This is a genomic window from Leifsonia sp. Root227 (genome assembly GCF_001428745.1).
Taxonomy (GTDB): domain Bacteria; phylum Actinomycetota; class Actinomycetes; order Actinomycetales; family Microbacteriaceae; genus Leifsonia.
On the sequence record NZ_LMIO01000001.1, the window covers coordinates 570,944 to 592,421 of the forward strand.

Genomic DNA, 21,478 nt, shown 5'->3' on the forward strand with positions numbered 1-21,478 from the left:
TCGGTCGCTGATCAGTCATATTGTCCTCGCTTTCCTATTGTATTGATCTGTCCTGAAGAAGCGTCTGTTGTGTGTCCTGAAGAAGCGCGAGCAAACGGTCCATCTGGGCTTTCTGCATACGCACACCGCTGTGGATGCGGTGACCGCGCCGCCGCGCACTCACGAGCAGTTCTGTCTCTTCAGGGTTGGCGATCACGTCGGCGACGACGGCGCCAGGCGCAATCAGTTCCGGACGCACGGGCAGCCCGGGATTTACCGCCGAGCCCACGCTCGTGGCGTTGATCACGAGGTCGGCGGTCCGGGCGTCATCAGTCGTCCCGGTCACGACCTCCACGTCGGCGAATTCGGCTGTGAGATCGCGAACCAGCGCGGATGCGCGGTCCTCCGAACGATTGACGATGCAGATCCTGGTGGGTGACTCTGCAGCAAGTGAGAACGCAATCGAGCGCGCGACACCGCCAGCGCCAAAGAGGGTGATGCGAGTCCCCGAGACGGCTAGTCCATCGCGGTGCAGGCTGGCGACGAATCCGTAGCCGTCGATCTGGTCGCCGATGAGTTTGCCGCTCTCCGTCCGGCGAACAACGTTGACCGCGCCGCTGGCCCGTGCTCGGTCGCTCAGTTCGTCCACCAAGTCGGCGATCGCAGCCTTGTGCGGCATCGTTACGACCAGGCCGGCGAGGTTGCTCCAGCCTCGCGCGGCGTATACGAACGACCCAAGTGCTTCTGGCGAGACACCGACGGGCACCGCGACAGCATCCAGTCCTATGGCACTGGCGGCGGCGTTGAGTGCCTGCGGCGCGCGAGCCGCGTCGATCGGATCGCCGATAACAGCCAGCACGCGCGTGCGCCCGGTGATCATCATTGCTCACTCTCTATCGCCGCTTCGATGCGACGCTTTCGTCCCGATGCTAGGCCGAGTTGGACTATATGTCTATACTGGTTTTGTCAGCCACGCAGTCGTGGTCGAAGAGCAAGGAGGCTCAAGTGACGCAGGACTCAACGGGAACGGTGCACTGGGGTGTGCTCGGTACCGCCAAGATCGTCGAGACGGGGCTTGGCCCGGCCATCGTCAGGGACCCGCGAAGCGAGCTCGTGGCCATCGCCAGTCGTTCCTCGGCGAAAGCGGGTGAGTTCGCTAGTCGTCTCGGCGCTGAGCGCGGGTACGGCGACTATCGCGAACTTCTCGCAGACGACAGCATCGATATTGTTTACGTTCCCCTCCCCAACGCGATGCATCGGGAGTGGGTAATCGCCGCTCTGGAAGCGGGAAAGCACGTGCTCGTCGAGAAACCTCTCGCTCTCACCGCGGCGGATGCGCGCGCTATGTTCGACGCGGCGAAGTCAGCGGATCGCCAGCTGATTGAGGGCTTCATGTGGCGCTATCACCCCCGGGTCGAGCGCGTCCAACAGCTCATCCGGGACGAGATCGGCCCGGTGCGCCTCGTCCGCATCGCGTATACCTATGACCTGACGGCAGGATATGGCGGCGACGCCTCCGCAGCCGCAATGGACATCCGCTATTCCGCTAGCAACGGGGGCGGAGCCTTGGGCGATGTCGGTTCGTACACTGTCAGCGGCCTCCGCACGTACGCGGGCGCGCATCCTGTCGAAGTCAGCGGTCGCCTGCTGGCGAGCGACCACGACGTTGACACGCGTTTCGCTGGCGAGATTCTCTTCGACTCGGGAGTCGTCGGACAGTTCTACGTCGGCATGGACCTCCCAGGCGGCGCTCTGCTCGACATTCAAGGTGACCGTGGCAGGTTGCGGATGGCGAACGCCTTCCGCACAGCCGAAGAATGGGGTGACCCGACCATCGAGGTACATCCGTACGCAGGAGAGTCCCGACGAGAGACCGTGCCGTTCGCCGATCAATTCGACCTGGAAGTCGCCGCAGTCGCATCAAGTCTGCTCGACGGAGTCGCGCCAGTGATCACGCCAGATGACTCGATTGAGAATGCCGAAACACTCGACGCAATTCGCCGCTCCTGGACCGAACATACTGTCAACATGCCCGCGCAAAGGGTGGAAAGGAACGCAATCCAATGATGAGCCTTGAAGGAAAACGCATCCTGGTGGTCGGCGCGGGAGGAGCGCAAGGGAGCGTTGGTGCGCAACTATTCGCCGCGCACGGTGCCAAGCTGATCGTCGCCGACGCGATGACCGAGTCGGCTGAGTCCGTCGCCGCGGACATCCGCGACGCAGGAGGGACAGCCGTAGCGGCGACGGGAGATGTGGCTGACGCGGCGTCCTGGGGTGAGATGGTACGACGCGCCGAAGACGCGTTCGGCGGTCTGGACGGCATGGTCAACTACGCAGCGATCCTCAGTCGTGCCGGCGCCGCAGACACCGAAATCGACGTGTGGGAAAAGACCATCCACGTGAATCTCACCGGGGCATGGTTCGGTGTGCGCGCTGTCATCCCCGCATTGCTCCGTGCCGGCGGCGGGTCGATCGTCACGATCGGGTCGGTCGACGGACTCGTCGGTCGGGGCGGCGGAGCCGCCTACCAGGCGTCAAAAGGCGGCGTTCGACTGCTAACTAAATCCGTCGCCACCGAGTTTGCCTCCCGCAATATTCGCGCGAACGCCGTACACCCCGGCCCGATGCAGACCCGCATGGCGATGGTCGTCGGACCGAAGGCCGACCCTGCGGGCGTTCACGCACTCGAGGAAAAGCTGCGCGCGCAAGTGCCGATGGCCAGGCTGGGACAGCCGATCGACATCGCGTACGCAGTTCGCTACCTGCTCTCCGATGAGTCGGCATTCGTCACTGGCGTCGACCTCCCGGTAGACGGGGGCCTGACAGCGCAATGAGCACGACAGTCACCAGCAAGGTCGTCGACCTTCAAACTGCTGTGTCGACGGTGCACCAGGGAGCGTCTCTGTCCTTCAGCGGATTCGGCCATTTCGGCCACCCATTGGCATTCGTACATGAGCTTCTCCGGGCGGGCACAGGCGACTTCACGCTTCACGCGATCGCCGAGTGCTGGCCCGCCGAATTGCTCACAGCAGCCGGACGCGTTCGACACATCAACCTGTCGAACCTCATGTTCGAAGGGCTCGGACGGGTTCGCGCGATCTGCCGAGCAGCCGAGAACGGCCAGATCACGACCGACGATCATAGCCACCTCGGCCTGAGCCTGCGGCTGCTCGCGGGAGGATGGGATGTACCGTTCCTGCCGATCAGGACGATGGCCGGTTCCGACCTCGAACACATACAGACAGGGCCCGAACGGAAATTCACCCGCATCCCGTCACCATTCTCCGACGAGAGTATCGGTGTCGTATCGGCGCTGAAACCGGATGTGGCGGTGATCCACGTTTCGGAAGCGGACGAGCAAGGCAACGGCATCCTCTACGGCCAGATCTCCGTTCTGGATGCCCAGGTCCGCGCCGCGCGCCACGTCATTCTCACCACGGAACGCCTGGTCTCCAGCGACGACATCGTGCGGAACAACCAATTGGTGTCTGTGCCTGGCATTCTCGTCGACCAGGTCGTGCATACCCCTTTCGGGGCATATCCCGGTGGAATGTACGGACTCTACGACGAGGACCTTGAGCTCATGGGGGAGTACTACGAGGCATCACGTGAGGTCGATTCGACTGCCGAGTATCTCGAGTCCTGGATATACGAAGTTCCGAACCACGACGCCTATCTCGATCGTATCGGCAGCAGACGCCTCAGCGAGGCGACGGTCGACCCCATACACAAACTTGCGAGAGGGCGAGGTGAATGGTGAGCGATTTCACGCGTGACGAGATGATGACCGTCGCAACAAGCCGGTTCATCCGTGACGGCTGGAACGCCTTCATCGGCACGGGCCTGCCGATGGTCGCGGCGTACCTGGCGAAGGCGACTCACGCGCCCAATGCGACTTTGATGTTCGAGTCTGGTGTGCTCGCCGCCGAACCACGCACCATCGCCAGAGCGGTCGGCGACCCGCGACTGCAGTCCACTGCGCGGAGGGTGAGTGGAATGCTCGACGCCCTGCTGCTGCTCCAGGGCGGCAATGTGGACTTCGGGGTGCTCGGCGGGGCGCAAGTCGACCGCTACGGCAACATCAACAGCACGACTATCGGCGGTGAGGGCTACAGTCGGCCCGCCACTCGGCTGGGTGGCAGTGGAGGGGCGAACGACATCGCGAGCGCCGCCGGTGAGTTCCTGATCGTGGTTCGTCACACTCGCCGCACATTCGTCGAACGCGTCGACCACCTCACGACTCCCGGATACATCACCGGACCCGGCGCCCGAGAGGCCGCGGGTCTGCGAGGACGGGGCCCGGTCGGTGTTGTGACGGATCTTGGCGTATTCGGCTTCGATGACGCGACCAAGACAATGACCACCGTCTCGCTGCATCCAGGAGTTGATTGGGACCAGGTCGCGGCCGCCACGGGTTTCGAGCTTGCCCGGCCGCAGTCCATTCCCGTTACCCCGGCACCAAGCGCGGAGGAGCTCCACCTGCTGCGCGACCGGATCGATCCAACCGGCGTCTATCTGAAAGCGGACCGACTATGAGCCACGACGAGCTGGAAACGGACGCGATCCGCGAGATCGCGGATGCGATCGAATCGATACCCGCTGGCGCTACCGTGGCCATCGCGGGACGGGAACGTGAACGTCGGCCGCTAGCGCTTCTCCGCGAGCTTGCTCGGCAAGGCCGGCGCCCCGCGCGACTGCTGGCGCGCACTCCGGGACCGGAGGGTGCGCTGCTCGACCTGCCGCTTGAGCTGGTGCCGCTCGCGAATCAGCTGATGGCCGACTTCGTGTTGCTCCACGCGGATGCTGCGAGCGTGCATGGCGATGTCCTGCTCGTAGACGATCCAGACAATTGGTATGCCGACCGTGAGCTGGCAGCAACAGGCAAGGTGATCGTCTCGGTCGAGCAGCTAGTCAGCCAGGACACGATCGTCGCGCGCCCCAGGGACAGGCTTGTGCCAGCTTCACGCGTCGAAGCGGTTGTGCACGCACCATTCGGGTCGCACCCGCTTGCCTTTCCCGGTCGATACCCCGCCGATCCGATGGCCGACCTCACTGGGCCACCGACAGAGGACCACTGGGCATATCTCGACGCCGTCGGGTTCGCCCGACTCAACAGGCGAGCGACCAACGAAGCGTATTCGGCGAATGAAGTGAAGGAGACAGAGCGATGACCGACTGGAACAACCCGACGCCTGCACTGGACCTGACGGGCAGAGTGATCGTAATCACCGGTGGCAGCCGAGGAATGGGGCTGTCGATGGTGAAGGCGGCGCAGTCCGCGGGCGCAGAGGTCGTCGTGGTGGCGCGCGATAAAGATCGGCTCGCCGGGGTCGTCGCCGATGCCTCCGCCGCTGGCGCGACCATCCGAGGCATTGCTGGTGATATCACGGACGACCGTGAACGGGACGCCCTATTTGAACAGATCGTCGCCCAGTACGGGAAGATCGACGGCCTCGTGAACAACGCAGGAATCACCAAGGTCGGTCCCAGCGTCGACTACGAACTCGCCGATCTGCGTCGAATTCTCGAGACCAACGTCACGGCGGTCTTCGCGTGCTCCCAAGCTGCTGCTCGAGTGATGCCCGACGGTGGATCCATCGTCAACACCGCATCACTCTCGTCGTTCATCGGCCAGCCCGAACGGGCCGCATACGTGGCCTCCAAGACCGCGGTGCTTGGGCTTACCCGCTCCCTTGCAGTGGAGTGGGGACCCATCGGCATTCGAGTCAATGCCATAGCCCCAGGCTATGTCGAGACTGATCTGACCGCCGACCTATTGCGCCGAGGCGTGCTCGACCGAAGCGTCATTGAGGGACGAACACCATTGCGACGATTCGGCGCGCCGAACGATGTCGTCGGGGCAACACTCTTCCTTCTCAGCGACCTTTCGTCATTTGTGACCGGGGCAACGCTGTCGATTGACGGAGGGTGGCTCGCGAATGGCTACATTCGCTGACGGACTCACGCTGGCGCAGTTGCCCGGTTTGGTCGGAGTGATGCTTGGGCCGACGGGGCCCGTGACGCTCACCCAAGAACGAATTGATCGCTTCGCGAAGGTAACGGACGACTTTCAATGGATACACACGGATCCTAACCGAGCAGCCACAGGTCCATTCGGTGGAACCGTCGCACACGGATTCCTCACCCTCTCCCTGCTTTCTAGGCTCCTCGGTGAGCTGATCGACGTTCGCGACGCGCCGACGGCGCTCAACTACGGGCTCAACCGGGTGCGCTTCCCCCGGCCGGCACGCGCGGGAAGTGTCGTACGCGCGACCGCTGAGATCCTTGATGCGCATCAGGACTCTCGCGGCTTGATGCTGGAGGCACGTGTAGTAATGACAGCCGATGACAACCCCAAGCCCGTGTGCGTGGCAGAGAGCGTGACCTTCTATCCGGCCGGAGAGCTGACTTGAACGCCCCCGTCGCTGTAGTCTTCGGTGGCAGCTCTGGCATCGGCCTCGGCATCGCCGATCGGTTCGCCGCGGAAGGGATGACCGTTCTGGTTAGCTCACGTCGCGGTGGCACGGTCCAACGCGCGGACGGATCCGAGCATCGAGTCGTACGTTGCGACGTCGGGGAGGAAACGGACGTTCGAGCGGTCGTCGACGAGATTAGAGACACGCATGGGCGATTGGACATTGTCGTGAACAGCGCCGGCGCGACGAAGTTCGTTGATTTCGCTGACCTGGACGGGATTGAGGTCGCGGATTGGCACCATATTCTCAACGTCAATGTGGTGGGAGCGTGGAACACGGTGAAGGCCGCCGCCGGCCTCCTGGAGAGCTCGCCCATCGGCGCCGTCGTCAACGTGGCATCGTCTGCCGGAGTGCGGGTGGCGGGAAGCTCCCTTCCGTACTCAGTGTCAAAGGCCGCCCTCATCCAACTGACCCGAACGCTGGCGAGAGGACTTGGACCGCGCGGCATCCGCGTCAATGCGGTCGCTCCCGGATTTATCGAATCGCCCTGGACTGCCGGCTACGGGGAGCGAGGACAAGAGGTTGCCCGGATAGCGCCCCTGAACCGTGTCGGCACGCCCGCTGACGTGGCGGAGGTCGCCCTCATGCTGATTCGTTCTAGCTACGTGACAGGGGAGGTTGTGCTCGTCGATGGTGGACTCGCGCTCGTTGACTGAAGCAAGCGATGTCCACATGGCGTCACGTACTAAAGCGGTCCGCACAACACAGCGACTATTCGAGCTCGGCAACCTCGGCGCGCTCTTTGTAGACGCCGCTGACGACCAGGAGGACCACCAGCTTTCGGCGACTAAAGCGACAAACACAAGGGATGAACCGATTCCTGCCGAGGCCGCTGGCAAGCCGAAGATCAGGACCATCTGCGCCACCCACCCAGTTTTTGTCAGCCCCGTTTGTCGCCGGGCGTGAAGATCACGGATGTGGTTGTCGCGAATTCGCGCATTGTGATGTCGGCAGTTGTGGTCCTCTCGGCAACCATGTCGATGACGGTTCTGTGGCGCCGCGACGTCATCGACGCGAAGCTGTTCGCATACAGGACTCTCGTCAACGTTGCACTCCCGGTGATCGGCATTTTCAACGCTGTCTGGGCTGTCAACCCTCTATGGCATGAAGACTTGCTTCGGGGAATGCAGTCGAAGCTCGCCGGCCAGCCTGTGGCAGGGTTCAATTCCCTTGAGGCGCTCCCGTTCCTCGCGCTGCAGCTTCTTGGGGAGATCGTAACGGTCGTGACGTTACTGACGGCGATCGCGTTCTCGATGGCTGCGGTGTCAGCGATCTACATCAAGCAGAACGCGGCCGGACCCTGGTTCTGGAAGTTCTGGTTCTGGACGTCGAAATGGTCGGTGAAGACGGTTGTTTCGTGCTCATTCTGATTTTCGGTGCCTTCTCGCTTACGCTCACCGGTGGTTTGGCATACGAGTGGATTCTTTCCACGAAGTTTTAGCAAGAACTCGTCACCGAACACGATGGCGACTGGAAGCAGGATCGCCAACGGCAGCCCGATGGCGATAGTGAGCGGATGCATAATTGCCCTTTCGAAGGTGTCGACGGGTAGATGCGGCAATATCCCGCTGACGAGCTGGAGTGGACGCTCATCTACCGACGGTTTCTACGGGTGCGGAGCAAACCGGCAGGCTTGGCGGGTATTTCCATGCTCAACTGGCGGATCCGAAGCACCAACGTCGTTGTCCGTCTGGTGCACCAATTGCCGGATTGTCGCAGTGTTCTTGGGTGTGCGCGATCAACACAACACGGGCGCGAGTGTCAGTCCGTTCAGCGAATGTCTCAACAGGCTGAGTAGCTCGTCGGCCTAGCTGCCACCCATCTTCAGCCCAGCCGAATAGAGTGAGCACCTGGTTGAAGTGCCGCGCATAAGGAAGGCAGGCGACCCGGCCACTATCCGGGTTTGGGGTGATCCCAAGCTCTCCGGACCTGCGATTTGACACGGCGGTCGCTGTAAACCCTTCAGGAGGCGACGAGCAGCCGATGGTTAGCGAAACGTGCAGGGGCGGCGCGCGCTCGCGCCACATGGTAGTCGCAGATCCGCCGAGGGTCCGCTGAACAACGTACGGTTCTGGCGTCCACCCTCAACCGATCGACTCTTCTTCGCTGAGCTGGCGGATCGACAGCACCCACGTCGTCGTCCTGCGAGTGAACAGCATCTCCGGCCCGCCTAGCGATTCAATGTCGAAGATCCCTGGCTTTCCCAGCTCGAGTTGAACGACGCGAAGCAGTCGTACCCAGCCTCGGTCGTGATCCCTAAGCTTTGACGGGAACGCGACCTCAGGGCCGGGTTTTAGCGTGCCCCTGATCCTGCGCAGAAGTTCGCGGTCGAGATCCAAGTAGTACTTGCTGGCCTCGGTAACGACTTCCCATCGTCCGCTCGTCGGTGCAGTGTCACTTGACTTTGGCTCTGTCAGCACCGCGAATACAGGGACCGGACGGATGTCGTCGTCGGCAGCACGGCCACCGAGCTCAGGCGGTAAGCCGGCGCTTCGGTGCTCATCGGTTGTTGTATCCGGCGCGCCATCGGCCCCCTGCTCGGGCTTGGATCTCTCCCGTTCGACGTGCTCGTTCTCCACCGCGGGGCTCAGCGGTTCAGCTCCCCAGGCGTTGAGACGTTCGCCGGCGTGGGCCGCAACCGACTTAGACCATCCTTCAACTGAGTTGCCGCTCCAGTTGATCATCTTCGTACTCCCTTCTATTGATTGCTACCGTCGCCATGCCCGGGCGGCCCCGCTAATGGAGTAGACGTGAAATCCATCTACTCAGATAACGGCCCTTTGCCGTCGCCTGCCGCGGTGCCTGCGTCCTGGCACCGCTTGATTCCGACCACCACCGACGACCACTGCCACACCTCGGACGCGTCGGTATAACCACCGCTGAGGTTCCGCATCCACCACCGACCAGGCTGCCCTACACGAACCGTGACAATGCTGCGCAGGGGCTGCAGGGTGTCTGCCGGTGCGGCGTGTAGTCGCGGTTCGCCTCCGACACGTTCGACGGTGCGCATGTCGAGGTCGAACCGATAGACGGATCCGCTGGAGGTAGTGACGAGCCAGATACCGGTGTCGTCAACGGTGAGCTCGTTTCGAGTGTCAGCCATCGCCCTGGCACCCCGAGGGCTCACCACGCCACTTCGCGCGGGCGCGAGCTTCCTCTTCATCCGCTTCTCGTTGGGTGAGCGAGTACCAAACGGGCTCGCACAGCTCGGCGTAAGTCCAAGTTTCGAAGTCCTCGGTGAGGAACCTGACCCAGGAGTACGTCCTCCTATACGTGTCCGGGCCGGTCTTGACCCAGGAGTCAGGCTGTAGCCCCGGGCTGGCGTGGGTGAATACCTCACCGACCGGCATCGACCGCAGGAATGCAGGCACATCCATCTGGCCGTCAGTAACCATCGGATCCGTCCTCAAACGCGCTTAGGACCTTGTAGTGCCTGGCTTGAACCGCGCGGCACCCGTCGCAGACGCCGTGGTGGGCCTCGTTGTTGGCGCTCCTGCCACAGTGTTTGCAGAGATGGCGCGTGGCGGCTCCGAGCACTACAGCTAGTGCCGGGACATGGCTGTCGTCCCCTTCGATGAAATCGAGGGCCATATGATCTTCGCGATCGGTGATCAGATAGTCAGCGGATGGGGAAGCGCCGCCGAGGTTCTGGATGGTGTCACGCACCGGGCGTGCCCAGCCTGCAGGCACCCGCAAGTCTGTCTCGTAGGCGAGGAGGGTCTCGGCTTCCGCCGCATCGTCAATGAGAGGAAGGCGGGGGTCGAACGCGATTTCGACGCTGACCAGAGTGCTTCCACGCAGGCTTTCGTAGACGTCACAGCGGGCGCCCGGTCGCTTATGGCGAGACTTCGCCGGTCTGGCGCAGAGTTCGCACGTCCGGGATGCAGTGGTGTTGACCCAACGACTGGTCGGGGATTCTGTCGGGTCGTGGCCGTCGAGAATTGTTCCGCCTGTTGCGTTGAACCGAAGCGTTCCGCCGCACCTTTCCATTCGGAGCGCGCAGACTGGTCGCCGCGCCATCACATACGTTGCGAGCATCAATCCGACAGGAGCCCACCCGAGCGGAAGTCGCGATTCGACACCGGGGAGACCGCGGAGCGCCATCCAAGCCACCACAGCTTCCGGGAGAGGGCGGAGTCTCGCCGCCCTCGGGTAGTCATTCATCTCTTCTCCGTGTTCTGAGCCGAACGATGTCAGGATAGTGTAGATATATATAGACAGTAAAGACTGTTTTACCTGGTTATTTTTGAAGGGATCTCGTCATGCACGGTTCGCCCGGGTGAGCGACGACAACATTCAGGATGTGACCGAACAGCTCATCCGAAATGTCAACAATGCGATCGGAGACGCCAGCCTTACCGAGATCTCAGAACGGGCTGGGCTAAGCGAAAGGAGGCTCGCAGCGATCCTCGAACGGAGGCAGACGCCTGACCTGGCGGACATCCGGGCGCTCGAGAATGCTCTAGACACAGATCTCTGGCCGTGAAGCGCCTCACAAGCAGCCGAGAGCCGACCCGCTAACCTCGACATATGCCTCGGGAGCGAACCGGACCGAACCCGGTCACTGGCGCTGGGCGCCCAGCCCGGCAACCCCCGAACCACGGCGCAGGCGCAGACTGGCTAGCTGAACCCATCGATGACCCGATTCAGGAAGCAGCGCGCCAGTTCGCACTGAACCTGCAACGCGGTATCACCAAGAAGTGGGGCAACGTCAGCGGACGCCGGTCAGCCGAGCTGCTCGGGGTCGATCACAACACACTCCGCAAAGTTCTCCTCGGAATGACCTACCCAGACCTCCCATTCATCGTGACAGTGGAGTCGCATCTAGGTCGACGACTCTGGCCAACCCGAATGCGTTGAACCCGCGTCCGATGTCTTCGATATTGTCGTAGACAAGTCGCAGGAAAACGCATCGACAAAGGGGGATCGCCAAATGGCGACGTTCAAGATCACGACGGGCACCAAATCACACATTGATGTAGACGCCAACGAATACCGAATCGGTGATCAGTTCATCAACTTCTACGACGACAGAGGAGCCCAGGTTTACACCATCGGCGCCCAGTACGTTTACTCCATCCGGCGGGAAGACTCGAAATAAGCCACGGTGAGCTCTCTTGCCAAATGGCGGACAAGCAAACGCATCTAAATTCGGAACCCGTCTGACCAGCGACAAGGCCGCCGGAGAACAAGACAACCGGCAGGAACCAACGAATAGACGCGCAAGGTTCCTCGTTGCCGCAGCCATCGGCGTACTAGGTTTTGCGCTTCTGTTCGTGTCGTGGGCTCTAAGAGAGCTAGACCCGTGGACAAGCTCGACGTTGAGTAACGTCGCAGTCGCTGTAATCCTTCTGAGCCCCGCCGAGCTAACCATCGCCTGGATACGCAACGGATTCCGCCGAATAGAATCGGCGGCGCAAGACGCACTTGCCACGGCCGACGAAGCTAAGCAGACCGCCAACGCCACCGCTCAGAGCCTGGCGGACGTTCGGAACTTACTAGTCCAACGCCAAGAAGACGACCTCGAAGAAATCAAAGACAAGTATCGGAAGCTCGCCGCCAACTCGTCACGGGACACCCTCATCGATGCACTCCGATCCGCCACCTCGGACAGATTGATCACCGCAGCAGGTGTACGTTCACCGATCTGGGAAACCAACCTCCACTACAGATACGTCATCGACGGAGACGGTGGCGAGCTTGAAGTGCGCATTGAAGAAGACGACGGGACGATTGTCTCCAAGCACGTATGGGACAGCGGTGAAGAAGCAGCAGAGTTCTACCAGCGCCTGGTTCTCGCAGTTCGAGACACGGGCGAAGATCGCGGAACCGGACTCAACCTCCCAACGCATTCAGTCGAAGAGCTGTCCAAAATCCTCGTCGACGTTGTGCACCTACGGTCACAGGAACCAATGGGACATCGGAGCTCCCTGCAAAAGATCATCGAGAGGGTCGACGGTTGGTACTTTACAGAACGCTACGTCATCGCAGCAGAGCAGCTCAGCTACACCATCCGCATAGAAGACCTGCATCGAATGGACTGGGAAGAGCACCTTCGAAACAGAGGGTGGTACGACGCGGCGATCGCGATCCCTTTCGCGCGACGGCTCTACGGAATAACGAAGCAGGGATCGCGGTGAGAAATGGGCGCCAGACGACGACACGCCGGCATGCGCGGCGACACGCCGAAGAGCCGTTCGCCCCCCATTGAACCAGGGCTCACACAAAGCTGGTCAAACGGCGGAGAAACCTAGTGTCACCAAGCTGATTGCCGCGCGTATGTGCCGGTCGGATGCGAGAAATGTCACCAAGGGTGATTGGAATGTCAGGGCCGATGCGAGCCGACACGAATGTCGGTGGTTCCGCATAAAATCCGGGTATCACCAAAAAAGTTTGAAAACACTACATGTAGTGGAATGACAATCGTGTCATTCGGGTTATATAGTGGGTGAACACCGCAAGACGCGGAGTGCAACGAGACTTCTAGGGGAGGCCATCATGGACTACGAAAGCGACAGTGTTGGCGGCTACTCGGTTCCCGTCGACCCCATGGACCTGCTGCAGTGCGACAGCTGCCAGTAGGCAGCAGCACCAGCACGAGAACCCCGGTGGCTTCGGCCGCCGGGGTTCTTCTTTGTGTGGGGGACGTCCCGCCGAGCAGGCGCGGCCGAACGGCTCTGTCGAGCTGCGCCGCGAAGCGGGCGACCGGCCGGTTCTGCGGGCATCCGTAGAATGGGCGGGTGGCAGTGAACCCAGAGTTGCAGGGGCGGACGTTCGCCCCGACCAGTCCCTATCTCGTCGGGCGGGAGAAGATCCGCGAATTCGCGCGGGCCGTTCTCGCCACCAACCCGATCAGTTTCGACGTCGAGGCTGCGCACGCGGCCGGACACGCCGACCTGGTCGCACCGCCGACGTTCCCGGTGGTGGTTCAGGAGCAGACACTCGCGCAACTGCTGGCCGAACCGGATGCGGGCATCGACTTCAGCCGTGTGGTGCACGGCGACCAGCGGTTCAGCTACACGCGCCCCGTCGTCGCGGGTGACGAGCTGACCGCGACCCTCACCGTCACCAGCGTCAAATCACTCGGCGCGCACGCGATGGTCACGGCCGAGTCCGTCATCGTCGACGCGGACGGCGAGCATGTCGTCACCGCCGTATCCACCCTGGTCGTTCGAGGAGACGAGTGATGCCCGAGTTCGACACCCTCGCCGTCGGTGACGTCGTCGCCGAGCAGAGCTACCACCTCACGCGCGACACCCTCGTGCGCTACGCCGGTGCATCCGGCGACTTCAACCCCATCCACTACCGCGACGACATCGCGACGTCCGTCGGTCTCCCCGGCGTCATCGCTCACGGGATGCTCACGATGGGTCTCGCTGTGCAGCCGGTCGTCGACTGGGCGGGCGACCCCGCACGCGTCGCCGACTATCAGGTGCGCTTCACCAGGCCGGTGGTCGTCGACCCCGCGAACGGCGCGGACGTCTCGGTCGTCGCCAAGGTCGGCCAGCTGGATGCGGATGCCCGCGCCGCCCGCATCGACCTCACCGTGACCTTCGCCGACGCGACGGTGCTCGGCAAGGCGCAGGTCCGCGTCACGTTCGCCTGATGCCCGACCACGCTCCCCAGAATCCAGCCCAGGCGGCGTCCGGCGCGCAGGCGCCAACGCCGACTCCGGCGCTGTCGACGCTGACCACGATGCAGGTGGGCGGCGTTCCGGAGCGCCTGCTCGAACCGCTCACGCTGGGCGACCTGGTCGAGACCGCGCGCGACGTGTGGGACGAGGGAGGGGAGTGGGCACTCCTCGGCGGAGGGTCGAACACTATCGCGAGCGACGACGGGTTCGACGGAACGATCATCCACGTCGTCACCCGAGGCATCGAACGCCTCGACGCGCCGGCCGGACGCATCCGGTTGCGCGTGCAGGCGGGAGAGCCGTGGGACGCGCTCGTCGCCCACACCGTCCGCAACGGCTGGTCGGGCATCGAGGCGCTGTCCGGCATCCCCGGCTCGACGGGCGCGGCCCCGGTGCAGAACATCGGCGCGTACGGGCAGGAGCTGGAGTCGGCGCTGCTCGGAGTCGAGTTCCTCGACGCTGCCGCGGGGGAGTTGCGCACAATGACGCGCGCCGACCTGCGCCTCGGCTATCGCACCTCCGTGCTCAAGCAGGGGATGCGCGGCGTCGTGCTGTCGGTGGACCTCGAACTCGTGGACGGCAACCAGCCCGGCGGTTTGGGGGCGCCGCTCAGCGCACCCATCGCCTACGCGCAGCTCGCTGACACGCTCGGCGTCGCCCTCGGATCCCGGGTTCCTGTCGCCGAACTGCGTCGCGCGGTGCTCGCCCTGCGTGCGTCGAAGGGAATGGTGCTCGACCCCAACGACCAGGACTCCGTGAGCGCCGGCTCGTTCTTCACCAACCCGATCGTCTCCGAGAACTTCGCCCGCTCACTCCCCGCCACCGCGCCGCGCTGGCCGGTGACCCCGCCTGAGCCCGACCGCGTGCTCGGCCTTGAGGCCGGTGGCGTGTGGCCCGGCGACATCCCGAGCCTGGCGGGAGGCCCGTACTCGGTGAAGCTCAGCGCCGCCTGGCTGATCGAGCAATCCGGCATCCGCCGCGGCTTCTCCCTGCCGGGTTCCCGCGCTGCGATCTCGGACAAGCACACCCTCGCGATCACGAACCGCGGCGGAGCGACGGCCGCCGATGTGACCCAGCTCGCCTCCTACGTTCAGGCCCGCGTCCAGTCCGAGTTCGGCGTCATCCTCCATCCGGAGCCGGTACTGCTCGGCGTCGCTCTCTGACGGCCTTCGGCAGGAGGCCCTGCGCGCCACGCCCGCGCGTTCTCCGTCCGAACGGAGAATAGCCGCGAACATGGCGCACCCTCCTGCGGTGCCACCGGGACGGTGAAAGGTCCTGCCGGGCTGTCCGGCCGCCGCGCCCGGACGCGCGCGCTGTTCGCCCGCCGCGTCACGCGCGCAGCGCCGCCGCGAACGGCAGCACTGCGGAGGCGCCGGCTTTGCGCAGCGTGCGCCCGGCGACCGTGATCGTCCAGCGACTGTCGACCAGGTCGTCCACGAGCAGCACCGGCACGCCCTGCGGGATGTCGAGCCCGTCGGCGGAGAAGCGGTTCCAGACGGAGGACAGCCGGAACGCGCTGTTCCCTCCCGCCTCGCCGGACGGTCCGCCGTCGAGCAGGTCGAGCGTGCCGATGAACGGGAGACGACCGGCGTCGGCGAACCCGCGGGCGAGCGTCTGGACGAACTGCGGGCGACGACGAGACGGCATCGCGACCACCGCGGCAGGGCGCTCAGCCCAGTTCCAGTCGGCGAGCACCCGGATGCACGCGGCCAGCAGCGCGGGAGGGCACGGCTGGTCATCCGCGCCGGTGCCGAGAAGCTCACGCAGTGGACCGCCCCAGCCGAGGTCGGTGAGCCGCGCGAGCGCTCGGCCGGGTTCGAGCTGCTCGTCCGGCCCGATCTTGCCCTTCACTGCGACGCCGAGCCGGTCGGCGCCTGTGGGCCACAGCTTGCGCGGCTCGATCTCGACGCCGACCCTGTCGAGGGCCGTCGCCACCGAGGAGCTGGCCGCCTCGGCGATCGCGGCCGGATACCAGGGGCCGGCGCAGTTGTCGCAGCGACCGCACGGCTGCGCATCCTGGTCATCGAGCGCGCGCTGGAGGAACATCATGCGGCACTGGTCCGTGGACTCGTAGTCGAGCATCGACTGCTGCTCTGCCGTGCGGGCGGCGGCGATTCGTTCGTAGCGTTCGCGGTCGTACGTCCACGGCGTGCCGGTGCTGATCCAGCCCTTGGCGACGCGCTTGACCGCGCCGTCGACATCGAGCACCTTCAGCAGCAGTTCGAGCGTCGATGGCTTGAGGTCCACCTGGCTCTCCAGGGCGCGCGTCGACTGCGGCTCGGAGTGCAGGGCGCCGAGCACCGCATCCGCCTTCACTTCGGACGGCATGGATGCGGTGGCGAAATAATCCCAGATCGCCCTGTCCTCCTGCCCTGGCAGCAGCAGAACGTCGGCGTTGTCGGTGGCGCGCCCCGCGCGCCCCACCTGCTGGTAGTAGGCCACCGGCGACGACGGCGCGCCCAGGTGCACGACGAATCCGAGGTCCGGCTTGTCGAAGCCCATCCCCAGCGCGCTCGTCGCCACCAGCGCCTTCACCTCGTTGCGTTTCAGCCGGCCCTCGAGGTCTTCGCGCTCCGCCGTGTCGGTCTGCCCCGTGTACGCATACGTCTCGTGCCCGGCCTGGCGCAGCAGCCGGGCGGTGTCCTCCGCCGCCGACACCGTGAGCGCGTAGACGATGCCGCTGCCGGGCAACTGCGCGAGGTTGCTGACCAGCCAGGCCAGTCGAGCGCCCGCGTCGGGCAGCGTGAGCACGCCGAGCCGGAGCGACCGCCTGGCGAGGGGCCCGCGGATGGTGAGCACCGCTTCGTGGCTGCCCGTGCCCATCTGCTCCGCGACGTCGGCGACCACCCGCTCGTTGGCGGTCGCCGTGGTCGCCAGCACAGGCACGCCGTCCGGCATCGTGGCGATCAAGTCGCGGAGCCTCCGGTAATCGGGGCGGAAATCGTGACCCCAGTCGGAGATGCAGTGAGCCTCGTCGATCACCAGCAGGCCGCTGCGCGCGATCAGGTCGGGCAGGAACTCGTCGCGGAACTGCGGGTTGTTGAGGCGCTCGGGGGAGACGAGCAATGCATCCACGGTGTCGTCGCGGAGGCGTTGCGAGACGTCGTCCCACTCGTGACGATTCGCGGAGTTGAGCGTGACCGCGCGCACGCCGGCGCGCTCCGCCGCCGCCACCTGGTCGCGCATGAGGGCGAGCAGCGGGGAGACCAGGATGGTCGGCCCCGCTCCGCGCGACCGCAGCACCATCGTGGCGACGAAGTACACCGCGGATTTGCCCCACCCCGTTCGTTGCACCACCAGCGCCCGCCTGCGGTCGTCGACGAGCGCGGAGATCGCCTCGAACTGCCCGTCGTGGAACTCGGCCTGGGGGTCGCCGACGAGAGCGCGGAGCGTGTCGACGGCCTGGTCTCGTGTGGTGCTGGTGGTGCTCATGGACTCATCGTTCCAGAGAGGACCGACGCCGACGGCCCTCCGGTCGAGATCAGTGGAGAACTCGCGGGTGTGGACAACGCCCGCACATCCAGCCGGCCGCGCACAGTGCGGTCAGGCTCCGTCCTTCCGAATCCACCGGAACGTCAGCCGGCACGCCACCAGCCCGGCCACCAGCCAGATCAGCAGCACAACGGCCATCCAGCCGAGCTGCCAGCTCCCGCTCGGCTCCTGCGACTCGAACCCGGCCGGCAGGAACACGCTCCGCATCCCCTGCGCGATCCACTTCAGCGGGAAGATGCTCGCAATGTTGCGCAGCCACTCCGGCAGCAGGTTGAACGCCAGATACACGCCGGAGATGAACTGCAGCACGAGCACGATCGGGATGATCACCGCCGTCGCGCTCTTGCCCGTCCGCGGCACGGCGGACAGAGCGATGCCCAGCACGGCCGACGTCACGATGCCGAGTGCATAGATCCACGCGAACCGCAGCCACAGCGCTGGGTCGGTCGGCAGGGCGACCCCGAACAGCAAGCGGGCCATCAGGAGCAGCAGTGCCACCTGCAGGATGCTCGTGACGATCACCTGCCCCATCTTCCCGATGAAATAGGACACGACCGGAAGGGGAGTGCCGCCGAGGCGCTTCAGGGTGCCGTCGCTCTTCTCCACCGCGATATCGACGGCGAGGTTCTGCACACCGCTCAGCAGGATGCCCGCCGCGATCATCCCCGGCAGGTAGTAGGCGGCCTGCGTGATGCCTCCCGAACCGTCCGGCGCAGCGCCGACCTTGCCGAGACCCTGGAACGCGACGGAGAAGATGCCGAGCATGACGACGGGGAAGAGGAAGGTGAAGAAGATCGTGTCCGCCTGCCGGAAATAGGTGAGCACCTCGTACCTGATGCGGACGAAGCCGAGCGGGAGAGTCCTCATGCTGCCGACTCCCCGGACGCAGCGCCGGCGCTCGCCGACTCCGATGCCGTTGCGGCCTCCGCCGCCTGCACCAGCCCCAGGTAGACGTCCTCCAGGCTCGGCCGGATCACCTCCAGGTCGCGCGGCTCGCCCCCGGCCTCCGCCGTCAGCCGTGCGACCACGGCGGCGGGCGTCTCTGTCCGCTCCTCGCGCACCTGCCCGCCGGCATCCCGCCAGCGGACGATCGGGATGCGCGCCGCCCTGTCGCCGATGGTGTCCACCGCCCCGATGTCGATCAGCTCTCCGCGCGCGATCACCGCGACCCTGTCGCTGAGCTGCGCGGCCTCGTCGAGGTAGTGCGTGGTGAGGAGGATCGTCGTCCCCTCGCGTTTCAGCTCGCGGATGAGCTGCCAGAACTCGCGCCGCGCCTCAGGGTCGAAGCCGGTCGTCGGCTCGTCGAGGAACAGCAGCTCCGGCCGTCCGATCACTCCGAGTGCCACATCCAGCCGTCTGCGCTGACCACCGGACAGGTTCCGGATGCGCACCTTCGCCTTCTCCGCCAGGCCCACCGCCGCGATCAGCTCGTCCACATCCCGCCGTTCGGGGTAGAAGCGGGCGAAGTGCGCCACCTGCTCCCGCACGGTCACGTCTGCCGCCTCGCTGCCGGACTGCAGCACGATCCCGAGCCGTGCCTTCCAGGCAGACCCTCCCCGGTGCGGGTCGATGCCGAGGACGGTGACGTCGCCTCCGCTGCGATCCCGATATCCCTCGAGGATCTCGATCGTGGTGCTCTTCCCTGCGCCGTTGGGGCCGAGCAGGGCGAAGGTCTCGCCATGCTCGATGTCGAAACTCACGCCGCGGACGGCCTCGAACGAGCCGTACGACTTCCGCAGGTCGCGCACGACGACGGCGGCGCCGCCGGAGGGGCTGGAGCTCATGCCCCCATCATGCCCGTCGGCGGCGCTGCGCGCTCCTCACTCCGCCGAGAACGGCGAGCACGACGATGATCCCGCCTGCCACCGCGAGACCGAGCGCCCAGGCGCTCGCCGGCGTCAGGGATGCGAACCACAGCTGCGCGGCGATCAGCCGGTCGCGGGCGGAGAGCACGGCGAGCGTGCCCGCGGCGAACGCAATGAGGATGACGCCCCACACCACGCCGCCCCAGCGGATCTGTGCGCTGCCGCGGGATGCGGACGGTCGCGGCTGCGCGCCGGCGCCCGTTCCCGTGTCGAAGACGAGGGTGGGCTGGTCGTCCTGGTTCCTGGTGTCGCTCATCGTCCGTCCTCCGTTGTGCTGTTCTGCTGAGCGCTGGTGTCGGAGACGACGCTCACCTGGCTGGATTGGTCGACCCGCACGATCGCATCCGCCGTGGTCGACGGGCCGACGACCGTGCTCACGGTGCAGCGGCCGTCGCTGCCAGGAGTGCAGGCGTGCGCGATCGTGTTGCCGTCCCGGCCCGTGACGTTGACGCCCGTGCCGTCCGTCACGGCCACGATTTTGACGGTCACATCGCCCACGAGGTTGACGTGCGTCTCTCCGCTGCCCTTCACCAGGTCGATCACCGGGGTGCCTCTGCCGGAGAGGACCGTGTCGTCGACGCTGATCGTCGTGTCGCCGTACGCCTGGGCGTACTGGCTGCTGCTGGTCGGCACCAGGAACGCCCCGTCGAAGACGAGCTGCCTGTCGCGCGGCACCCAGGCTGAAACGAGGGTGACGACGGCGAGCAGGATGCCGAGGAAGATGAAGAAGCCGCTCCTGCGACGCGCGAGCCCCGCGATGAGCACGGCGACGCCGAACACGAACGTCGCGGCGGCGAAGGCGGCGGTCACGCCGTAACCGGACAAGCCGGTCGTCGGCTCCCATACGGCGGAGACGATCGCGGCGGCCACGAGTGCGAGGCCGATCGTCGCCCAGCCGAACGCTGCGCCGATCCGCGGGTTCGCCGCGCGGTACGCCCTGCGCTGCGCTGCAGCCTCAGCGGTGGCGACGGAGGCCTGGGCGCGCAGCTCGGCCGCACGCTGCCGCTTGACGGCGCGCATGTCCTCGTCGAGCCTGGCCTTCCACTGCGCGTGCTCCGCCTGCCAGGCGGCGTGCCTGGCCCGCCAGTCTGCGACGTCCTGCGATGAGGCACCGAGCGTCGGCGCCGGCGGTTCGGACGGTTCGGCGGTGACGTCCAGGGTCGGTTTGGCCGCCGCGGGGTCGGCGCTCGCCGCCGGGTCGAGGGGGACGATGTCTGCCGCATCCGGCGCCGCGGCGGTGCTCGGCGTGGCGTTCGTGCTGTCTGTCGAACGCTCCTGCTGCGTGGATGCTCCCGTCGCGTCTGCCGTCCAGACGCCAGGGCCGGGGGCGCCTGCCGCAGCGCCGGCTCCCGTGGCTGCTCCTGCATCGGAGACCGTGGAGGCAGCGCCGTCTGAGACGGTCGTTGTGGAAGGGCCGGCGGCGGAGGTGGAGCCGGCGGAGGAGGAGGCGAAGGTGGATCCGTTCTGCCCGGTGCCCGCTCCACGGTTCGTCCCCCACGCATCCCGCCCCCAGTTGCCGCGCACGGCCCAGACGATCAGGCCGGCGATCAGGGCGAGCACGATCAGCGTCCAGATCACCCGCCCGATCACGTCGCCGAGCGACGGAGAGCCCCAGAAGCCGCCGTTCGCCCACCAGATCCCCGGCGCCCACGGCAGGAGCGCCAGAAGCGCGAGCACGCCGATGCCGACGATGGCGGGCTGGAAGTCGCCGTCGAACAGCCGCTGCAGGTGGATGCGGTTCTCCCTGTCCGGAAGGAGCGCCCACGCCGCGGCGTAGATGAGCAGCATCGGGGCGCCGAGGATCGCGGCGACGACCACGATGCCGCGGACGATCAGCGGGTCGATGCCGATGCGGTGGGCGACGCCGGCGCAGACGCCGCCGAGCCAGCCGTCTGAACGCGTGATGCCGAGGCCGCGCATCCAGGTGAAGAAGGTGGTGCCGCGTCCGGCGAGGCCGCTGGCAGGGCCGCCGTAAGGCGCGCCTGGCGTTCCTGGAGAGGGCGGGGTGGTCGAGTCGTGCTGTGACATGCTTC

General features: G+C 65.4%; 24 protein-coding genes. 15 read left to right on the forward strand and 9 right to left on the reverse strand.

Annotated elements, in window-relative coordinates:
- Positions 1-34: 34 nt before the first annotated feature.
- On the reverse strand, positions 35-862 hold the full coding sequence (locus tag ASE16_RS02655) for a shikimate dehydrogenase family protein (RefSeq protein WP_055890277.1): 828 nt from the start codon (positions 860-862) through the stop codon (positions 35-37).
- Between the two features lie 122 nt (positions 863-984).
- On the opposite strand from ASE16_RS02655, the gene ASE16_RS02660 reads away from it, so the two are divergent.
- The 9 genes from ASE16_RS02660 to ASE16_RS02700 all read left to right on the forward strand — a co-directional run bounded on the left by ASE16_RS02660 (position 985) and on the right by ASE16_RS02700 (position 7,825).
- Positions 985-2,046, forward strand: coding sequence for a Gfo/Idh/MocA family protein (locus ASE16_RS02660; protein ID WP_055890280.1), 1,062 nt, complete (start codon positions 985-987; stop codon positions 2,044-2,046).
- Positions 2,047-2,072: 26 nt separating this feature from the next.
- A complete protein-coding gene (locus tag ASE16_RS02665; RefSeq protein WP_162255960.1) occupies positions 2,073-2,813 on the forward strand; it encodes an SDR family NAD(P)-dependent oxidoreductase in 741 nt (246 codons plus the stop codon).
- Positions 2,810-3,739 (forward strand): CoA transferase subunit A, encoded by a 930-nt coding sequence (locus ASE16_RS02670; protein WP_055890284.1) that lies wholly within the window; start codon positions 2,810-2,812, stop codon positions 3,737-3,739. The genes ASE16_RS02665 and ASE16_RS02670 overlap by 4 nt, the downstream gene beginning before the upstream one ends.
- Positions 3,733-4,515 carry a CoA-transferase subunit beta gene (locus tag ASE16_RS02675; RefSeq protein WP_055890286.1) on the forward strand — a complete coding sequence of 261 codons (783 nt, stop codon included), beginning with the start codon at positions 3,733-3,735 and terminating at the stop codon, positions 4,513-4,515. Before ASE16_RS02670 ends, ASE16_RS02675 begins: the two co-directional genes overlap by 7 nt.
- Positions 4,512-5,150, forward strand: a complete 639-nt coding sequence (locus tag ASE16_RS02680; RefSeq protein WP_055890289.1) for a CoA transferase — start codon at positions 4,512-4,514, stop codon at positions 5,148-5,150. Before ASE16_RS02675 ends, ASE16_RS02680 begins: the two co-directional genes overlap by 4 nt.
- On the forward strand, positions 5,147-5,935 hold the full coding sequence (locus ASE16_RS02685; protein WP_055890291.1) for an SDR family NAD(P)-dependent oxidoreductase: 789 nt from the start codon (positions 5,147-5,149) through the stop codon (positions 5,933-5,935). The genes ASE16_RS02680 and ASE16_RS02685 overlap by 4 nt, the downstream gene beginning before the upstream one ends.
- On the forward strand, positions 5,919-6,392 hold the full coding sequence (locus tag ASE16_RS02690; RefSeq protein WP_055890294.1) for a MaoC family dehydratase: 474 nt from the start codon (positions 5,919-5,921) through the stop codon (positions 6,390-6,392). Before ASE16_RS02685 ends, ASE16_RS02690 begins: the two co-directional genes overlap by 17 nt.
- Complete coding sequence (locus ASE16_RS02695) at positions 6,389-7,111, forward strand: SDR family NAD(P)-dependent oxidoreductase (protein ID WP_162255961.1); 723 nt, start codon at positions 6,389-6,391, stop codon at positions 7,109-7,111. Before ASE16_RS02690 ends, ASE16_RS02695 begins: the two co-directional genes overlap by 4 nt.
- A 246-nt stretch (positions 7,112-7,357) precedes the next feature.
- Positions 7,358-7,825 carry a hypothetical protein gene (locus ASE16_RS02700; protein WP_157480013.1) on the forward strand — a complete coding sequence of 156 codons (468 nt, stop codon included), beginning with the start codon at positions 7,358-7,360 and terminating at the stop codon, positions 7,823-7,825.
- Positions 7,826-8,539: 714 nt separating this feature from the next.
- Here the strand turns inward: ASE16_RS02700 and ASE16_RS19575 are convergent.
- The 3 genes from ASE16_RS19575 to ASE16_RS20050 form a co-directional block, all read right to left on the reverse strand.
- A complete protein-coding gene (locus ASE16_RS19575) occupies positions 8,540-9,139 on the reverse strand; it encodes a hypothetical protein (protein ID WP_157480015.1) in 600 nt (199 codons plus the stop codon).
- Positions 9,140-9,216: 77 nt separating this feature from the next.
- Positions 9,217-9,558 (reverse strand): hypothetical protein, encoded by a 342-nt coding sequence (locus ASE16_RS19580; protein WP_157480017.1) that lies wholly within the window; start codon positions 9,556-9,558, stop codon positions 9,217-9,219.
- 281 nt (positions 9,559-9,839) lie between these two features.
- Entirely contained in the window at positions 9,840-10,493 is a 654-nt protein-coding gene (locus ASE16_RS20050) for a hypothetical protein (protein ID WP_157480019.1), read from the reverse strand.
- Positions 10,494-10,734: 241 nt separating this feature from the next.
- Here ASE16_RS20050 and ASE16_RS02715 point away from each other — a divergent pair, with 241 nt between their 5' ends.
- The 6 genes from ASE16_RS02715 to ASE16_RS02745 all read left to right on the forward strand — a co-directional run bounded on the left by ASE16_RS02715 (position 10,735) and on the right by ASE16_RS02745 (position 15,251).
- A complete protein-coding gene (locus tag ASE16_RS02715; RefSeq protein WP_055890307.1) occupies positions 10,735-10,941 on the forward strand; it encodes a helix-turn-helix transcriptional regulator in 207 nt (68 codons plus the stop codon).
- 447 nt (positions 10,942-11,388) lie between these two features.
- A complete protein-coding gene (locus tag ASE16_RS19590; protein ID WP_157480021.1) occupies positions 11,389-11,556 on the forward strand; it encodes a hypothetical protein in 168 nt (55 codons plus the stop codon).
- A gap of 220 nt (positions 11,557-11,776) precedes the next feature.
- Positions 11,777-12,595, forward strand: coding sequence for a hypothetical protein (locus tag ASE16_RS19595; RefSeq protein ID WP_157480023.1), 819 nt, complete (start codon positions 11,777-11,779; stop codon positions 12,593-12,595).
- Between the two features lie 600 nt (positions 12,596-13,195).
- Positions 13,196-13,642, forward strand: coding sequence for a MaoC family dehydratase N-terminal domain-containing protein (locus tag ASE16_RS02735; RefSeq protein WP_082581176.1), 447 nt, complete (start codon positions 13,196-13,198; stop codon positions 13,640-13,642).
- Positions 13,642-14,061 (forward strand): MaoC family dehydratase, encoded by a 420-nt coding sequence (locus ASE16_RS02740; protein ID WP_055890317.1) that lies wholly within the window; start codon positions 13,642-13,644, stop codon positions 14,059-14,061. Before ASE16_RS02735 ends, ASE16_RS02740 begins: the two co-directional genes overlap by 1 nt.
- The gene (locus ASE16_RS02745) at positions 14,061-15,251 is read left to right on the forward strand and encodes a UDP-N-acetylmuramate dehydrogenase (RefSeq protein WP_082581177.1); all 1,191 of its coding nucleotides are present in this window, start codon (positions 14,061-14,063) and stop codon (positions 15,249-15,251) included. Before ASE16_RS02740 ends, ASE16_RS02745 begins: the two co-directional genes overlap by 1 nt.
- Positions 15,252-15,417: 166 nt before the next feature.
- Here the strand turns inward: ASE16_RS02745 and ASE16_RS02750 are convergent, their stop codons facing one another.
- The 5 genes from ASE16_RS02750 to ASE16_RS02770 all read right to left on the reverse strand — a co-directional run bounded on the left by ASE16_RS02750 (position 15,418) and on the right by ASE16_RS02770 (position 21,473).
- Positions 15,418-17,520, reverse strand: a complete 2,103-nt coding sequence (locus tag ASE16_RS02750; RefSeq protein WP_055890319.1) for a RecQ family ATP-dependent DNA helicase — start codon at positions 17,518-17,520, stop codon at positions 15,418-15,420.
- A 111-nt stretch (positions 17,521-17,631) separates the two neighbouring features.
- Positions 17,632-18,447, reverse strand: coding sequence for an ABC transporter permease (locus ASE16_RS02755; RefSeq protein WP_055890322.1), 816 nt, complete (start codon positions 18,445-18,447; stop codon positions 17,632-17,634).
- Complete coding sequence (locus ASE16_RS02760; protein WP_055890325.1) at positions 18,444-19,364, reverse strand: ABC transporter ATP-binding protein; 921 nt, start codon at positions 19,362-19,364, stop codon at positions 18,444-18,446. Before ASE16_RS02760 ends, ASE16_RS02755 begins: the two co-directional genes overlap by 4 nt.
- A gap of 7 nt (positions 19,365-19,371) precedes the next feature.
- Positions 19,372-19,701, reverse strand: a complete 330-nt coding sequence (locus ASE16_RS02765) for a hypothetical protein (protein ID WP_055890327.1) — start codon at positions 19,699-19,701, stop codon at positions 19,372-19,374.
- Positions 19,698-21,473 (reverse strand): PspC domain-containing protein, encoded by a 1,776-nt coding sequence (locus ASE16_RS02770; protein ID WP_055890329.1) that lies wholly within the window; start codon positions 21,471-21,473, stop codon positions 19,698-19,700. Before ASE16_RS02770 ends, ASE16_RS02765 begins: the two co-directional genes overlap by 4 nt.
- Positions 21,474-21,478: the final 5 nt, after the last annotated feature.

What these genes read in the sequence shown, in the direction of transcription:
- ASE16_RS02675 (WP_055890286.1), top strand. Translation starts at nt 3,733, where the DNA reads ATGGTGAGCGATTTCACGCGTGACGAGATGATGACCGTCGCAACAAGC.
- ASE16_RS02690 (WP_055890294.1), top strand. Translation starts at nt 5,919, where the DNA reads ATGGCTACATTCGCTGACGGACTCACGCTGGCGCAGTTGCCCGGTTTG.
- ASE16_RS19575 (WP_157480015.1), bottom strand. Translation starts at nt 9,139, where the DNA reads ATGATCAACTGGAGCGGCAACTCAGTTGAAGGATGGTCTAAGTCGGTT.
- ASE16_RS02655 (WP_055890277.1), bottom strand. Translation starts at nt 862, where the DNA reads ATGATGATCACCGGGCGCACGCGCGTGCTGGCTGTTATCGGCGATCCG.
- ASE16_RS02755 (WP_055890322.1), bottom strand. Translation starts at nt 18,447, where the DNA reads ATGAGGACTCTCCCGCTCGGCTTCGTCCGCATCAGGTACGAGGTGCTC.
- ASE16_RS19590 (WP_157480021.1), top strand. Translation starts at nt 11,389, where the DNA reads ATGGCGACGTTCAAGATCACGACGGGCACCAAATCACACATTGATGTA.
- ASE16_RS02745 (WP_082581177.1), top strand. Translation starts at nt 14,061, where the DNA reads ATGCCCGACCACGCTCCCCAGAATCCAGCCCAGGCGGCGTCCGGCGCG.
- ASE16_RS02750 (WP_055890319.1), bottom strand. Translation starts at nt 17,520, where the DNA reads ATGAGCACCACCAGCACCACACGAGACCAGGCCGTCGACACGCTCCGC.
- ASE16_RS02670 (WP_055890284.1), top strand. Translation starts at nt 2,810, where the DNA reads ATGAGCACGACAGTCACCAGCAAGGTCGTCGACCTTCAAACTGCTGTG.
- ASE16_RS02770 (WP_055890329.1), bottom strand. Translation starts at nt 21,473, where the DNA reads ATGTCACAGCACGACTCGACCACCCCGCCCTCTCCAGGAACGCCAGGC.
- ASE16_RS02685 (WP_055890291.1), top strand. Translation starts at nt 5,147, where the DNA reads ATGACCGACTGGAACAACCCGACGCCTGCACTGGACCTGACGGGCAGA.
- ASE16_RS20050 (WP_157480019.1), bottom strand. Translation starts at nt 10,493, where the DNA reads ATGCTCGCAACGTATGTGATGGCGCGGCGACCAGTCTGCGCGCTCCGA.
- ASE16_RS02740 (WP_055890317.1), top strand. Translation starts at nt 13,642, where the DNA reads ATGCCCGAGTTCGACACCCTCGCCGTCGGTGACGTCGTCGCCGAGCAG.
- ASE16_RS02760 (WP_055890325.1), bottom strand. Translation starts at nt 19,364, where the DNA reads ATGAGCTCCAGCCCCTCCGGCGGCGCCGCCGTCGTCGTGCGCGACCTG.
- ASE16_RS02680 (WP_055890289.1), top strand. Translation starts at nt 4,512, where the DNA reads ATGAGCCACGACGAGCTGGAAACGGACGCGATCCGCGAGATCGCGGAT.
- ASE16_RS19580 (WP_157480017.1), bottom strand. Translation starts at nt 9,558, where the DNA reads ATGGCTGACACTCGAAACGAGCTCACCGTTGACGACACCGGTATCTGG.
- ASE16_RS02765 (WP_055890327.1), bottom strand. Translation starts at nt 19,701, where the DNA reads ATGAGCGACACCAGGAACCAGGACGACCAGCCCACCCTCGTCTTCGAC.